The organism is Kribbella sp. NPDC058693 (assembly GCF_042715335.1).
GTDB lineage: Bacteria > Actinomycetota > Actinomycetes > Propionibacteriales > Kribbellaceae > Kribbella > Kribbella jiaozuonensis.
This window is the reverse complement of sequence record NZ_JBHXSQ010000002.1, coordinates 427711-440761: the sequence shown is the minus strand read 5'-3', so window position 1 is coordinate 440761 and position 13051 is coordinate 427711. Positions and strand designations below refer to the sequence as shown.

The 13051-nt window shown below is 68.4% G+C and carries 17 protein-coding genes; 5 read left to right on the top strand and 12 right to left on the bottom strand.

Annotated features, from left to right (window positions below; translation table 11 throughout):
- Positions 1-5: 5 nt before the first annotated feature.
- Positions 6-407 (top strand): DUF302 domain-containing protein, encoded by a 402-nt coding sequence (locus tag ACFWUU_RS11770; RefSeq protein ID WP_380174932.1) that lies wholly within the window; start codon positions 6-8, stop codon positions 405-407.
- Between the two features lie 4 nt (positions 408-411).
- Here the strand turns inward: ACFWUU_RS11770 and ACFWUU_RS11765 are convergent, their stop codons facing one another.
- The 4 genes from ACFWUU_RS11765 to ACFWUU_RS11750 form a co-directional block, all read right to left on the bottom strand.
- On the bottom strand, positions 412-645 hold the full coding sequence (locus ACFWUU_RS11765; RefSeq protein WP_137257178.1) for a LapA family protein: 234 nt from the start codon (positions 643-645) through the stop codon (positions 412-414).
- Between the two features lie 69 nt (positions 646-714).
- Entirely contained in the window at positions 715-1110 is a 396-nt protein-coding gene (locus tag ACFWUU_RS11760; RefSeq protein ID WP_380174930.1) for a hypothetical protein, read from the bottom strand.
- Between the two features lie 6 nt (positions 1111-1116).
- The gene (locus ACFWUU_RS11755; RefSeq protein ID WP_380174929.1) at positions 1117-1842 is read right to left on the bottom strand and encodes an FHA domain-containing protein; all 726 of its coding nucleotides are present in this window, start codon (positions 1840-1842) and stop codon (positions 1117-1119) included.
- A 5-nt stretch (positions 1843-1847) separates the two neighbouring features.
- Entirely contained in the window at positions 1848-2660 is an 813-nt protein-coding gene (locus tag ACFWUU_RS11750; RefSeq protein WP_380174927.1) for a universal stress protein, read from the bottom strand.
- 151 nt (positions 2661-2811) lie between these two features.
- Here ACFWUU_RS11750 and ACFWUU_RS11745 point away from each other — a divergent pair, with 151 nt between their 5' ends.
- Complete coding sequence (locus ACFWUU_RS11745; RefSeq protein WP_380174925.1) at positions 2812-3471, top strand: TPR end-of-group domain-containing protein; 660 nt, start codon at positions 2812-2814, stop codon at positions 3469-3471.
- On the opposite strand, the gene ACFWUU_RS11740 is transcribed toward ACFWUU_RS11745, so the two are convergent.
- The 5 genes from ACFWUU_RS11740 to ACFWUU_RS11720 all read right to left on the bottom strand — a co-directional run bounded on the left by ACFWUU_RS11740 (position 3436) and on the right by ACFWUU_RS11720 (position 7311).
- Positions 3436-4410 carry an aminoglycoside phosphotransferase family protein gene (locus tag ACFWUU_RS11740; protein ID WP_380174924.1) on the bottom strand — a complete coding sequence of 325 codons (975 nt, stop codon included), beginning with the start codon at positions 4408-4410 and terminating at the stop codon, positions 3436-3438. The two genes, ACFWUU_RS11745 and ACFWUU_RS11740, sit on opposite strands and share 36 nt — an antisense overlap.
- Positions 4411-4415: 5 nt before the next feature.
- Entirely contained in the window at positions 4416-4706 is a 291-nt protein-coding gene (locus tag ACFWUU_RS11735) for a hypothetical protein (RefSeq protein WP_380174922.1), read from the bottom strand.
- A 34-nt stretch (positions 4707-4740) separates the two neighbouring features.
- Positions 4741-5208: a MarR family winged helix-turn-helix transcriptional regulator gene (locus ACFWUU_RS11730; RefSeq protein WP_137257185.1), complete on the bottom strand. Its 468-nt coding sequence runs from the start codon at positions 5206-5208 to the stop codon at positions 4741-4743.
- 59 nt (positions 5209-5267) lie between these two features.
- Positions 5268-6137, bottom strand: coding sequence for an alpha/beta fold hydrolase (locus ACFWUU_RS11725; RefSeq protein ID WP_202877871.1), 870 nt, complete (start codon positions 6135-6137; stop codon positions 5268-5270).
- Between the two features lie 115 nt (positions 6138-6252).
- Positions 6253-7311, bottom strand: a complete 1059-nt coding sequence (locus ACFWUU_RS11720) for an alpha/beta fold hydrolase (RefSeq protein ID WP_380174920.1) — start codon at positions 7309-7311, stop codon at positions 6253-6255.
- Between the two features lie 81 nt (positions 7312-7392).
- Between ACFWUU_RS11720 and ACFWUU_RS11715 the strand changes: the two genes are divergently transcribed.
- Positions 7393-8373 (top strand): zinc-binding alcohol dehydrogenase family protein, encoded by a 981-nt coding sequence (locus ACFWUU_RS11715; RefSeq protein ID WP_380174918.1) that lies wholly within the window; start codon positions 7393-7395, stop codon positions 8371-8373.
- A gap of 1 nt (position 8374) precedes the next feature.
- Here ACFWUU_RS11715 and ACFWUU_RS11710 read toward each other — a convergent pair whose 3' ends face one another.
- Positions 8375-9727 (bottom strand): serine/threonine-protein kinase, encoded by a 1353-nt coding sequence (locus ACFWUU_RS11710; protein ID WP_380174916.1) that lies wholly within the window; start codon positions 9725-9727, stop codon positions 8375-8377.
- Positions 9728-9853: 126 nt separating this feature from the next.
- Here ACFWUU_RS11710 and ACFWUU_RS11705 point away from each other — a divergent pair, with 126 nt between their 5' ends.
- Positions 9854-10453 carry a rhomboid family intramembrane serine protease gene (locus tag ACFWUU_RS11705; RefSeq protein ID WP_380174914.1) on the top strand — a complete coding sequence of 200 codons (600 nt, stop codon included), beginning with the start codon at positions 9854-9856 and terminating at the stop codon, positions 10451-10453.
- On the opposite strand, the gene ACFWUU_RS11700 is transcribed toward ACFWUU_RS11705, so the two are convergent.
- Positions 10443-11405 (bottom strand): TIGR03619 family F420-dependent LLM class oxidoreductase, encoded by a 963-nt coding sequence (locus ACFWUU_RS11700; RefSeq protein ID WP_380174912.1) that lies wholly within the window; start codon positions 11403-11405, stop codon positions 10443-10445. The genes ACFWUU_RS11705 and ACFWUU_RS11700 overlap by 11 nt on opposite strands.
- A gap of 12 nt (positions 11406-11417) precedes the next feature.
- Entirely contained in the window at positions 11418-12020 is a 603-nt protein-coding gene (locus ACFWUU_RS11695; protein ID WP_380174911.1) for an HD domain-containing protein, read from the bottom strand.
- Positions 12021-12110: 90 nt separating this feature from the next.
- Here ACFWUU_RS11695 and ACFWUU_RS11690 point away from each other — a divergent pair, with 90 nt between their 5' ends.
- Positions 12111-13013: an NADP-dependent oxidoreductase gene (locus ACFWUU_RS11690; RefSeq protein ID WP_380174909.1), complete on the top strand. Its 903-nt coding sequence runs from the start codon at positions 12111-12113 to the stop codon at positions 13011-13013.
- The last annotated feature ends 38 nt before the right edge of the window (positions 13014-13051 follow it).

The window sequence follows — 13051 nt, the reverse complement described above, 5'->3', positions numbered from 1 at the left end:
CGAATATGACGACGACTGAGACATCCCCGGACGGCGCGGTGACAAAGACGGCCGCAGGCTCCGTGGCTGAGGTGGCGGCGCGATTCCGGGGGCTTCTCGATGCCAAGGGTGTGATGGTGTTCGCGATCATCGATCAGGCGGCCGCAGCTCAGACCGCCGGACTGTCACTCCGCGACACCGTGCTGATCATCTTCGGTAACCCGGCGGCCGGTACTCCGGTGATGGCGGCCGCACCGCTGGCCGGTCTGGACCTTCCGCTGAAGGTCCTGATCTGGGACGACGCGGGAGTGACCCGGGTCAGCTACTACTCCCCCGAGAGCATCGCCGACCGCCACAACCTCAGCCCTGCGACCGCAGCCGGGCTGTCCGCCATCGATGCACTGACCGACGCCCTCATCAAGGCCTGACAGGTCAGTCGCGACGTTTCTGGACCAGCCAGCCGGCGCCGACGCCGAGGATCAGCAGGATGAGCATGGTGAGCCACAAAGGCGACCTGATGTTCCAGAAGAACAGGGTGATGTTGGTTTCGTCCTGGTTCTGCAGGGCGAAGACCACTGCCAGCACCATGACGACGGCGGCGCCGATCTGTTTGGGTGAGGGCCGCCAGCCCCGCTTCTTCTCACCCTCGGCCTGAGTGTCGCTCATGGTTCCATAGCAGCACGCGCACCTTCGATGTCAAGGCAGACATGCCTGGCTGCAACAGTCTTGTAGTGCTCAGGCCAGGATCGGCAGAAGACCGAGGATCGGCGCCCCGAGGGCTCCGAGGAACTGCGCGAGGATGCGGATCGGCGCGACGAGCGCCGAGCCGGCCGAGGCCAGTGAGCCCGCGGCGAGGAGGATGCGGGTCAGACGCTCGAGCCGTGGTGCGATCCGGGCGCGGTCCGGCTCCGGCTGGCGCAGTCCGGACTCGACGTCGCCGAGTTCCTTCTCCGCCGCAACGGACGTTGCCGGGTCGAGCCGGGTCGCCCGGACGCCGGCCCGCAGTTCGGCGTACGCCTGCCAGGCCTGCTCCGGCGTGACCACCATGCCGGTCTGCCCGCCGGTGATGTGCTGATCGCGGCCGACGTTGTTGATGTTGGCGGCGTTCTGGTTACCGATGTTGAAAGTCATCGCGATTCATCTCATCAGCTGGGGTGGCGGTAGGTCCCGATCGACCCGGCGGCGACGGGCGGTGGCGACAATGTGCAGCACGATCCCGGCGATGATCAGCAGTACGCCGACCAGGTTCACCAGACCGCCGACCGCGAAGACCAGGAAGCCGCTGAAGTCGTCCATCGTGGGCATCGAGGCGGACGAGAAGTTCATGATCTGACCGAAGTACTTGTACCAACCGACGACGGCGATGCCGAGTCCGACCACGAACACCAGCACCCCGACCCAGATCAGCCCGCGGGCCTTCGTCCTGGTCGCAGCGATCTCACGGAAGAAGTTCTCCCGCTGCTGGATGACGTGCTGGACGTACTGGTCCCGCCCGACGTTGTTGATCGTTTGTGCCCGCTGATCGCCGATGTCGTACCGGACCGCGGTCGGCGCTGCCTCGCCTGCGCTGTAGCGAAGTTGCAGGTCGGCCAGTCTGACCCGGTCGCCCGGGTACAGCCGGCGCGGCATCGTGACGGCCTCCCCGTTCACGAAGGTGCCGCCGGCCGAGCCGAGATCCTCGACGTAGTCCGCACCGGCCCGCTGCCACAGTGCCGCGTGCGTGCGGCTCAGGTACGGGTCCTCGAACTGCACGTCGCAGTCCGGCAGCCGGCCGACCGTCAGGCGCGCACCGGTGAGGTCGATCCGTTGCCCCTCGTGCGATCCGGTCTCGACCACGAGGTACGGCGTACTCGATTGGACCATCGCGATCAGCTGCGTTCGTGGACGACTGCGACCGGGGTGGTTGCGTGGTGGAGTACGCCGCGCGCGACGGAGCCGAGCATCAACGTGGACGCCCGGTGGTGGTGGCCGCCGATGACGAGGAGTTGGGCGGCGGGCGACTCGGCGGCGTCGAGCAGGGCCTCGACGGGGTGCCCTTCGACCAGTCTCCGTTCCACGTGGATGTCGGGGTGCTTGGCCTGCCTCTCGTCGACGAGACCGTCCATCGTTTCGCCGGCATGGACCATCCGCAACGGCGCGTGGTGCAGCTCCGCCATCTCGAACGCGAAGTCCAGCGCGGCGTCGTTCTGCTCGTGTGCGTCCACGCCCACGACAATCGGAGCCTGCGCGCGTGCTTGCCACCCGGCCGGTACGACGATTACCGGCCCCTGACCGTGGTACGCGACGTACTCGGATGTCGTCCCGATCAACAACCGTGCGAACTTGCCCGCGCCGCGCCGGCCGACCACCGTCAGCTCAACCTCTCCACTCAGCTCGGCCAAGCGCCGACTCGGAGTGCCCACAAGCACGTCGGTCCCCAGATCCAGCTCGGGATCGGCCGCCGCGACGTACGACGAGAGCTCATCGAGGACCCGCTGGTCGACCCCAGGGACCGGGTCCGGGATGATCACCTGCCCGTCGATCGTCACCGGCGCCACATCCGCATGTCGCCGTCTCTCGTCCACGAGATGCACCGCCCGCAGCGGCATCCGCCGCAGCACCGCCTCCTGCAGCGCCCAGTCGACCGCCCCGGCCCGCCGCCACGCGGCATCCGCCCCCACGACAATCTCGTTCGTGACCACGCTCAACTCCACGGCTCGTCCCGAATCCCCACCTCCCAGGACACCCCATCAACCGGACTCGTTCCAGAGCCCGAGCTCAAACGGACGCAGAACGTCCGCAATAGCTCCTACGCTGGCCGCATCCGTAGCTCACGAAGGGACGGACGAACCCATGGCTGCCTACCGCGTGACTCATCTGGACGCGATCGAAGAATTCGACGACGCCGGCTGCCACTACCGGCCGATCCGGCACCAGCTGGGCGTCTCGGCGTTCGGTGTGACCGCCTGGACCGGGCATGCCGCGGGCGACCCGGTCATCAACGAGCACGACGAGGGCGATCCGACCGCTGACCAGGAGCTCTTCCTCGTCCTGCAGGGCCACGCCGAGTTCGAGATCGACGGCGACCAGGTTGACGCACCGACCGGAACCCTCGTTTTCGCGCCTCCCCGGACCAAGCGCAAGGCCACCGCCAAGCAGGCAGGTACGACGATCATCGCGCTGGAAGGCACACCGGGCCAGGCCTACGACGCCCGCGGCTGGGAGCTCTGGGCACCGCTCTTCCCGCTCTACGAAGCAGGCAGGTACGACGAGGTCGCCGACCGGCTCCGTACAGTGGTCGAGGACTCCCCGCAGTACCCGATGCTGTTCTTCAACCTCGCCTGCTGCGAGAGTCAGAGCGGCCGCACCGACGACGCGCTCGCCCATCTCCGCCAGGCTGTCACGATGTCGGAGGAGTTCCGCACCACCGCAACAACCGACCCCGATCTCGACCCGATCCGCGATGATCCCGCATTCCTACAGCTGATCAAAGGAGTGGGTGGTCAAGGTTGAGCGGGCGTTGACGGAGTCGATGGCGGCGAGGGAAACGCGGTACCAGTGGGTGCTGTGTTGGAAGATGGACTGGAAGAGGTTGCTGATGACCGAGAAGCGGAAGTCCCACTCGCACAGGTCCCTGCTGTAGTCGTCGATCGCCAGGGCCTCCCAGTAGCGGCGGAGCAGGGCGAGGCGATCGGCTGCGGGGATCACGGCCAGGCTGTAGGCGAGGTCGTGGGGGCCGAGGCCTGGCTTGAGTTCGGACCAGTCGATCACCTTCGGGCGCGGATCCGCTCCGGTGAAGAACACGTTGCCGAGGAAGTGGAAGTCGCCGTGGATCAGGGTGAGCGCGCGGCCGTCGCCGACCCTCCGAAGGAACTGGCTCTCCCAACCGTCGACGATCTCAACGAGGGTTGAGCGATCCCCGAGTTCGGGTGCCGCATCGAAGAACAGCTTCGCCTCCGCGCGGACGGCCGCCGCGCTCCGCGTGATCACCTCGGGCGGCCAGGCCTGCGCCGTACTGGTGACCGACGGCTCGAGCTCGACAGTCGGCACGTCGTCCCAGAACTCACGATGGAAGGCGGCCAGTACGTCGATCGCGCCGTGCAGCTGGGCTTCGGACACGTCCGTGCCGACGACGTGATAGCCCGAGGCGTCCAGGTCCTCGGTCAGCAGGAGGATCGAGTCGCCGTCGTCCGTGGCACCGAGCAGGCGCGGCGCCGGGTGATTCCAGCGCGGCGCAAGCTGCTCGTAGAACCGGATCTCGCGCCGAGCGGCCGCAAGCCCGTCACCTGTCGCATGTTTCGCGATGACGGTCGCGGAGCCGTCCGAAGTACGCACCCCCACCCGGGCGACCTCGGCCGCCGAAGCAGCGAAGGTGTCGAGCACGCGGACGTCGCTCAGCGGCACGCCCAAGGCTGCGCTGATCGCGTCGCGGGAGAACGGTGCGCCGGCCATCAGCCTCAGAGGATATAGAAGCCGGTGACGACGGTCGGCAGGAGGCCGACGATCAGCCAGACGGATTTCAGCGAGCGCTGGAAGATGGCGAGGATGCCGGCCGCGGTGAGGACTCCGATCACGCCGGACATCAGCCACAGACCGACGCCTCGTCCGTACTCCTTCTCGGCGACACCGATGCTGTAGACGGCCAGTGTGATCGCGGGGACGCTGCCGACGTGGAACAGGATGACCGAGGCGACCCAACGCTGAACGGTCTCGATCTTCATGGGTTTCGGTGTTCTGCGGCGCTTCACGTCTACCATCGTACACGAACGATTAGTGCACAAACTATGTGGCGTTGGCCTCTTTCGCGGCCGCGATCACCTTGGTCAACTCCTGGTGGAGATGCTGGAGCTCGGACACCTCCATGCCCAGCCGGCTGACGATCGCCGCGGGGATCTTCTCGGCCTCGTTGCGCAGCCGCCAGCCCGCCGGCGTCAGCGTGACCGCGAGCGACCGCTCGTCGGTGCGTGCGCGCGGTCGCTCGACGTACCCGCTCGCCTCCAGCCGCTTGAGCAGCGGGGACAGGGTCGCAGGCTCCAACTGCAGCAGCTTGCTGAGCTCCTTGACCGACAGCGGAGCGTGCTGCCACAACGCCAGCATCACCAGGTACTGCGGGTGCGTCAGCCCCATCGGCTCGAGCAGCGGCCGGTACACCGCGATCACCGTGCGCGAGGCCACGGCCAGCGCGAAGCACACCTGGTTCTCCAGCTCCAGCGGATCGATATCGCCGAAGTCTTTCAACGAGACCTCCATCAGAACGTCGTTCCGCCCAGGCTAGCGCATCACCACTAACCATTAGTGCGATAACTGTCCTAGACGAGCTCCGCGGCGAGATCGGCGAGTTCGCGGTCGAAGCGGGGTTGGGCCTCGACGAACGGGACGTGGCCGATGCCGTCGTACCAGGACGGCCTGGCGGTCTTGCAGACGTCGAGGACGTGTTCGGCCATCGAGGGCAGCACGATGGTGTCCGAGCGGCCGTGGGTCACCAGCACCGGGACCGACAGCCTCGTCAGGACGTCGTCGCTGTCGATCTCGCGCGAGATCAACGCGCCCCGGACCTCGGGCGGAACGACCATGTTCCAGGCCAGGGCCGCGGTCCAGTCGTCGGGATCGAGTGGTTCGGCCGTGCAGACGTCGAGGAAGTGCCGGATGGCGGCGATGTTCGTGGCGAGGTCGGGCTGGCTGGCCTGCGGCGCGTTCCCGAGGAAGCCGGGTCCGATGTTGTCGAACGTCGGCGGCTTCATCATCACGGCCGCACCGACCAGGTTGATGGCGCCGATCCGGTCCTCGCCGTACGCACGGATGTAGTCGGAGACGATGAACCCGCCGTACGACCAGGCCACGAGCACCGGCCGGTCGAGGCCCAACTGATCGATGACGGCTGCCAGGTCGTCGGCCCACAACTGCGGGTCGCGATAGCTGTCGGCGCCCAACGGCTTCTCCGACATGCCGTGCCCGCGATTGTCGAACGCCACCAGCCGAAAGTCGTCGGCGAGCCGGCCGCCGAGCTGGCGCCCCCAGCAGACGTGGCTGGCCGACCAGCCGTGAATGAACAGAACCGGACGTCCTGCGCGGTTGCCCCACTCGCCGGCGTGCAGCCGGACACCTCCCCCGCCGCGTACGTCGTACGTCGCTGTCGGCTCCGCGAGAACCGGCTTGTCCGAAATGACCATGTGCTCCATCGCATGCCTCCTGAGAACTGTGCCTATTTCGTGAAGGTAGGCGGCAGGAGGAGTTGCCGGCATCGGAGCCAGCACGCATTGCAGAGCAGGCTTTCTGGCGGTCAACACGCAGCGATCAGGAACGCCGCACCTCGGAGTATCTGGCCGCCGCGGCCGCGCGTCCCGCCTTGCCGGACACGTTCAGCTTGGCGTACGTGTTCGTCAGATGACGCTCCACGGTGCGGACGCTGAGGCTCAGCCGCTCGGCGATCGCCTCGTTCGTCAGTCCGGCCGAGACGAGCTCGAGGACGTCCAGCTCCCGCGGGCTGAGCTCCTCGATTCCGGGCCGGGCGGTCACGTTCTTCGTGTCCAGGAAGGCGCGCAGCTCGGAGACGAACTTGGTCCACGCGGGCTCGTCCGACAGCAGGATGTGGTTCGCCGAGTCCAGCTGGACCAGCCGCGCATCGGGTATCAGGGTGGCGAGCAACCGCCCCTCGTCCAGCGGCACGACTCGGTCGCCGGCGGCGTGTACGACGAGTGTCTTCGTCTTCACCTGCGCCGCGAGGTCGACCACGTTGAGCGGACCGCGCGCGTTGTACAGGCGGACCGCGGTCGCCGCCGACGTCGTGTGACGCTGCAGGTCGTCGTACCAGCCCATCTGCTCGGGCGTGCCCGCCGGGAGGAACAGCATGCTGAACAGGTGCCGGAACGTGGGGTCGGGGTTGGTCCAGCCGGCAGCGATCGCGGCGACCAGCGCGTCCTGCAGTCTGCGTTCCTCCGCGCCGCGCAGGTTCCGGCCGCGGGCGTACCCGCCGTACAGGACGAGATGGGTGAGCCGCTCGGGATGACGCGCCGCGTACGCGACCGCGACCGCCACCCCGGTCGAGATCCCGAGCAGCGCGAACCGGTCGACACCCGAGGCCTCGACCACGGTCTCGAGGTCCGCGACCCAGGCCTCGAGCGAGATCTCGTCGACCTCATGATCCGAGAGCCCGCAGCCGCGTTCGTCGTACCGGATGAGGGTGTGACCGTCCCCGAGCGCATCGAGCCAGTGCCGCCAGACCGGGCTCTCCCAGTCGAACTCCAGATGGCTCATCCAGGTGATGACTCTGACGATCGGCGGCCCGCTCCCATGGACCGCATACGCCAGCCGCACCGCATCCGGCGCTACGCAGTACCCGACCCGCTGCCCCACCTTCCGAGGGTAGCGAGAACTTGCTCGGCCGGCAGCGTGCAAAGATGTTCGATGTCTGACGAACATTGAGAGGATCGCAGCATGGATGCCCTGACCTTCGAACAGCCGGCTCCCGACACCAGCTCCACCCGCGTCACCGAGGTCGCCGCGCCGGCGCCTGGACCGGGCGAGCTGACCATCGACGTGAAGGCCGCCGGGATCAACTTCATCGACGTGATGGCACGTCGCGGCGATCCGGCGTACGCGAGCTCCTGGCCGTTCGTCCCGGGCCTGGAGGCAGCCGGCACGGTGCGAGAGCTCGGCGCCGGCGTCGCGGGACCAGCCGTCGGTACGCCGGTTGCCGCGTTCACCCGGTCCGGCGGGCTGGCCGACGTCGTCCGGGTCCGTGCCGAGCTGGCGGTCCCGATCCCCGACGGTGTGTCGTTCGAGCAGGCAGCCGTTGCCCCCGGCACCTTTACGACCGCGGCGCTACTGGTCCAGCAGTCCGGGCGGCTGCGCGCCGGTGACACGCTCCTCATGCAGTCCGCAGCGGGTGGCGTCGGGCAGGCGGTCGCGGCCTGGGCCCGACGCGGCGGCGCGAAGACGCTGATCGGAATCGTCGGTAGTCCCACGCGCGTGGCCGCGGCGGAGAAGAGCGGGTACGACGTCGTACTGACCCGCGGGACTGATCTGGCCGGGCGCGTCCGCGACCTCACGGGCGGCCGCGGCGTCGACGTGATCCTCGATTCCCAGGGCACAGAGCAGGTGGAGTCCGACCTCGACATGCTCGCCGCGGGTGGTCGAGTCGTCCTCTTCGGGAACGCGGGCGGCGCACCGCTGGAGAACCTGCCACCCGGACGGCTGTTCGCGGGCAATGCATCGATCGGCGGGTTCAGCATGAGCGCCATGTCGATCCGTGCACCCGAGATCATCGGCAACGCGTTGCGCGAGGTACTCGAGCTCGTCGCCGACGGACAGCTCACGCTCGAATTCACCACGATCAACGGACTCGCAGCGGCAGCCGACGCGCAACAAGCCCTGGCCGAAGGCCGAGGTGCCGGGAAGTACGTCGTACGCCTCTAGCTCACAAGCCGGCGGCGCTTGGCGAAGGAGTGTTCGACGGCGGTGCGCTCGACGGGGTGTTGGACGGCGTCGGCGAGGACGAGGTTGACGGCGTACTCCGGCTGGGAGCGCTCGGCGTCGGCGTGCTCGACGGCGGCGATTGGGAAGGTGTCGGGCTGGTCGAGGGCGTGGTGGTCGGGGTCGCGCTCGGTGTGGGGGTCGGTGACGGCGACGTGGACGGAGTCGGCGTGGACTGGGTCGGCTGACTCGACGCGGATTGGCTCGGGGCAGTCGTCGACGACGAGGTGGTCGGCTGCGACGTCGGCGTACTGCTGGTCGCGCCCGGTTGTGGACCGACGTCGGTCGTCGGGGGTGGCGTCGTCCCGTTGTTGTTGAGCAGGACCACGGCAAGTACGGCGCCGGCTGTCGCGAGGAGGGCGATCCCGGCCGCTATCCAGGTCATCCGCCGATCCCGCTGGGCCTGTGTCGTCGGCGGGCGGGTGTTCACGGGCTCGGTGACAGGGAGCGGTACGGCGGCAGTGGCCGGGATCGGGGCGGTGGCCGCGACCGGCGTACTGGCACTCAGGGCGCCGGCCTCGATCTCGGCCGCGGTCGGACGGTCGGCCGGATCCTTGGCGAGCATCTGCAGTAGAACTGCCTCGAACGCGCCTGCGAGCTCGGGCCGTTCGAGGCTCGGCGGAGCCGGATCGGCGTCGACATGCTGGTAGAGGATCGAGGTCGGATGTTCGCCCGTGAACGGCGGGCGGCCGGTGACGAGTTGGTACAGCACACAACCCAGCGCGTAGACATCGGCCGGTTTGCCGGCCTGCCCGCCCTGCGCTCGCTCGGGCGCGAGGTACTGCGCGCTGCCGATGATCTGGCCGGTCCCGGTCAGCGTGCTCGCACCCTCTCCCGGAAGGTGGGCGATGCCGAAGTCGGCGACCTTGATCGTCCCGTCGGTCGAGATCAGCAGGTTGCTCGGCTTCACGTCCCGGTGGACGACGTCTTCCCGATGCGCGGCGGCCAGACCCGCGGCGCTCTGCTCGATGATCTCGATCGCGCGGTCCTTCGGCAGCGGACCGTGCTCCTCGAGCTCGTCGGCGACCGATCCGCCCTCGACCAGCTCCATCACCAGGAAGAACCCGTCGTCGTGCTGACCGAAGTCGTACACGGCGACGACATGGGCGTCGTTCAGGCGCGCGGCAGCACGCGCCTCGCGGTGGAACCGTTCGGCGGCGCGTGGATCGCGGTCGGACCGCAGCAGCAACTTGACGGCGACCTCGCGCCGCAGCTGCTCATCCGTACCGCGAAAAACCTCTCCCATGCCGCCTCGGCCGAGAGAGGAACCCAATCTGTACCGCTTCGCAACAAACACCCTGACCCCCGTACCCGCGACCCAAACACGGTAACCGGTGGACCAAGGGCCTCGTCGTGACAAATGACCGAGCACAGGGTGACAAACGACTCAGGTACGGCGGCCCCGAAACGTTAAGTTTCCGGTGTGACCACTGATACCGCGGCTCGTAACCCGCTCGCAGCGCTCGCTTTCGGACCACGCCGGCCCCTGCTGACGGCGGCCGTGTTCCTCGTGACACTCGGGTGCGGGATCGCGCAACTGGCGCATCGGCCGCTGTACGACGCTGTCGTCCGTGATCCGACGCACATCGACAACGGCCAGTGGTACCGCCTGCTCACGGGCATGTTCTTCCAGGACGGCTGGGCGTCCGGCCTGGTCTCGAACCTGATCCTGCTCGCGGTGTTCGGCACCATCGCCGAGCGCGTGTTCGGTCGCTGGCGGTGGGCGATCCTGTACTTCGTCTGCGGCTGGTTCGGGCAGCTGATGAGCTACCTCTGGCTCAACCCGGTCGGCGCCGGCAACTCGATGTGCGTCGCCGGCCTGATCGGCGGCCTGGCCATCCTGATCCTGATGGCTCCCAGCAGGTACGGCGTCACGCCGCCGCTACAGCTGCGCATCGCGGCGTACGCCGTCCCCGTCCTGGCCGTGGTCGACACCGCCGTCAGCGACAACCACGGCCTCCCCTGCCTCCTCGGGATGCTCCTGGGCTACTTCCTCCTACCCAAGCCCGAGCTCAAGGCGTAACAGCGCCGAGGTGCGTCGCCGCCTCGATGACCTCGCCGAGGAGCTCGAGCCATTCGTCCACGTCGGAAGCCTGCAAGCCTTCGTCGAGGCCGAGGCCCTGGCCGCCGGCGAGATAGACCTGAGTCGCACCGGCCTCGCGGGCGGCGAGCAGGTCCTCGGCGATCTGCTTCGGGGATCCGCCGAGGAACGGGCGGCCGTCGCCGATCGGGTCGCGGGTGATCGGGGTCGGCCAGGGCGCCTGGTTGACCACCATGAGGTCCGCGGGATCACGACCCGCCTCCCGGGCGGCGGCGTGGAGCGTGGACACGATGCCCCGCAGTTCCTGCGCCGACGAGGTGATCGGGATCAGTCCGTCCGCGATCCGCCCGGCGCGTTTGACGGCGGCCGGCGCGTTCGCGGCCAGCAGTACCGGGATGCGCGCCTGGATCGGCTTCGGGTTCACCTGCGACGGCGCGATCCGGTAGAACTCGCCTTCGTGCTCGACCGGGTCCGGTCCCCACGCGGCGCGCATGGCCGTGATGAGTTCTTCCGTACGGGTGCCTCTGCGGCTGCTCGACACGTTCGCAGTCTCGAATTCGTTCTCCTGCCAGCCCTGTCCCAGACCGGCGATGACCCGCCCGCCGCTGAACCTGTCCAGCGTGGCGAACCGGCGGGCCAGCATCACCGGCACGTGCAGCGGCGCGACCATGATCGCCGTACCGAGCTTGATCCGCTCGGTCACGGCGGCGACGTAGCTCAGGGTCTCGAGCGGTTCGTACGTCGAGCCGTAGAACTCCGGCAGCATTTGGGGCTCACCACCCGTCCACAGCACGACCTTGTCGAGTGGCCGAAGCAGGCGTTCGAACGTCCACAAAGCGTTGTAGCCAAGGCGTTCCGCCTCCTTCGCGACCTTGACGATCGTCTCGGGCGAGGTCTGCGGCCCGGCAGTGGGCAGCGCGAGACCGAGGTCCATTGAATCCTCCAGCTACTGGATGTCGAGTGGGTTCACGGTGATCCGATCGGCCAGACCGGACCGGATGGCGCGCGCGGCGGAGCTGTTGAGCTTCCGGTCGGCCTGGGCCTGGAAGCAGGCGAGGAACTCGTCGGTGAGCCCGAGCCTCGGGAAGTCCCGGAGTACTTCGGCGCGGAAGGCGGGACTCACGTCGTCGACGTCCTTACCGACGATGTCCAGCGCGGCCGCCCGCGAGATCAGATGACCTTCGGGATCGACGGTCACGTCCGTGTCGGGCACCATGTGCTGGACGATGACCTCGCCGAGGCGTTCGCGGCGCTCACCCGGCCAGCCGGCTCCGGCGGCGAAGACCCGGGCGACATGGCCGCCGGCCTCCTCGAACGAAACGGTGTGGCTGTCGAACTCCGGTGCCAGCGCGATGTCGTGGAACATAGCGGCGGCGAACAACAGCTCAGCGTCGTACTGAATGCCTTCCTGCTCGCCGAAAGCGGCCGCCCAGAGGTAAACGCGTCGCGAGTGGCTCAGCAAGGCGGGGGTCAGGTAGCTCGAGGCCACCTCCAACGCCGCCGACGAGGCAGCCGTGGCCGGAATCGCGAGGTCAGACGTAGTGATCATGCTTCGACGGTATGGCGGAAAAGGCCCCCATCGTTGGTCCAATCCGACATGATGAACGTGGGCCACCGACCACACCGGAGAGGACCATCCATGCGTGCCATCACAGCCGGGGACCGCGCGGCCGGAGTCGGCGGACTGTCGCTGACCGAGCTGCCGTACCCGCACGCCTCCGAGAACGACGTCATCGTGCAGGTGCACGCGGCCGGCTTCACCCGCGGCGAGCTGGACTGGCCGGGGACGTGGACCGACCGTGCGGGACGCGACCGCACGCCGACGGTTCCCGGCCACGAACTCTCGGGCGTGGTCGCCGAGCTCGGCTACGGCACGACCGGGATCACGGTCGGCCAACGGGTCTTCGGGCTGGCGGATTGGACCCGCAACGGCACGCTCGCCGAGTACGTCGCTGTCGAGGCTCGCAACCTCGCCCCATTGCCGACCGATGTCGACGACGTCGCGGCAGCCGCGCTACCGATCTCCGGGCTGACGGCTTGGCAGGGCCTGTTCGACCACGCGCATCTGCAGACGGGCCAATCCATCCTCGTCCACGGAGTCGCCGGCGCCGTCGGTTCCATCGTCGCGCAGCTAGCTCGCGAGACCGGCGCCCACATCATCGGCACGGGCCGAGCCGCCGACCGCGCGGCAGCCGCCCAGGTGGGCGTGCACGAGTTCCTCGACCTGGACAGCGAGCGCCTGGAGGATGCCGGCGAGGTCGACGTCGTCTTCGACGTGATCGGCGGTGAGATCCGCGATCGCTCCACCGCGCTGGTACGCGCCGGCGGCACGCTCGTCACCATCCCCGATCCGCCGACCGTCCACCCCACCGGCGGCCGCGCGATCTTCTTCGTCGTGGAGCCCGACCGCGAACAACTCACCCAACTCGCCGCCCGCCTTCGCGAAGGCCGGCTGGTCCCCGTCGTCACCACCGTCCGCCCACTCGCCGAAGCCCCCGAGGCCTTCACCGAACGCGGCAGAACGATCATCACCATCACCTGAAGTCCGGGTGCTGTGAACTGCGCCGGTGAGGGCACCGG

Bases quoted from the DNA above. Each gene is read 5' to 3' on its own strand.
- ACFWUU_RS11700 (WP_380174912.1), bottom strand. From the start codon at position 11,405: ATGGACCTCGGTCTCGCGCTGCCCACTGCCGGGCCGCAGACCTCGCCC.
- ACFWUU_RS11725 (WP_202877871.1), bottom strand. From the start codon at position 6,137: ATGGAGCACATGGTCATTTCGGACAAGCCGGTTCTCGCGGAGCCGACA.
- ACFWUU_RS11740 (WP_380174924.1), bottom strand. From the start codon at position 4,410: ATGGCCGGCGCACCGTTCTCCCGCGACGCGATCAGCGCAGCCTTGGGC.
- ACFWUU_RS11715 (WP_380174918.1), top strand. From the start codon at position 7,393: ATGGATGCCCTGACCTTCGAACAGCCGGCTCCCGACACCAGCTCCACC.
- ACFWUU_RS11695 (WP_380174911.1), bottom strand. From the start codon at position 12,020: ATGATCACTACGTCTGACCTCGCGATTCCGGCCACGGCTGCCTCGTCG.
- ACFWUU_RS11765 (WP_137257178.1), bottom strand. From the start codon at position 645: ATGAGCGACACTCAGGCCGAGGGTGAGAAGAAGCGGGGCTGGCGGCCC.
- ACFWUU_RS11730 (WP_137257185.1), bottom strand. From the start codon at position 5,208: ATGGAGGTCTCGTTGAAAGACTTCGGCGATATCGATCCGCTGGAGCTG.
- ACFWUU_RS11690 (WP_380174909.1), top strand. From the start codon at position 12,111: ATGCGTGCCATCACAGCCGGGGACCGCGCGGCCGGAGTCGGCGGACTG.
- ACFWUU_RS11770 (WP_380174932.1), top strand. From the start codon at position 6: ATGACGACGACTGAGACATCCCCGGACGGCGCGGTGACAAAGACGGCC.
- ACFWUU_RS11745 (WP_380174925.1), top strand. From the start codon at position 2,812: ATGGCTGCCTACCGCGTGACTCATCTGGACGCGATCGAAGAATTCGAC.
- ACFWUU_RS11755 (WP_380174929.1), bottom strand. From the start codon at position 1,842: ATGGTCCAATCGAGTACGCCGTACCTCGTGGTCGAGACCGGATCGCAC.
- ACFWUU_RS11760 (WP_380174930.1), bottom strand. From the start codon at position 1,110: ATGACTTTCAACATCGGTAACCAGAACGCCGCCAACATCAACAACGTC.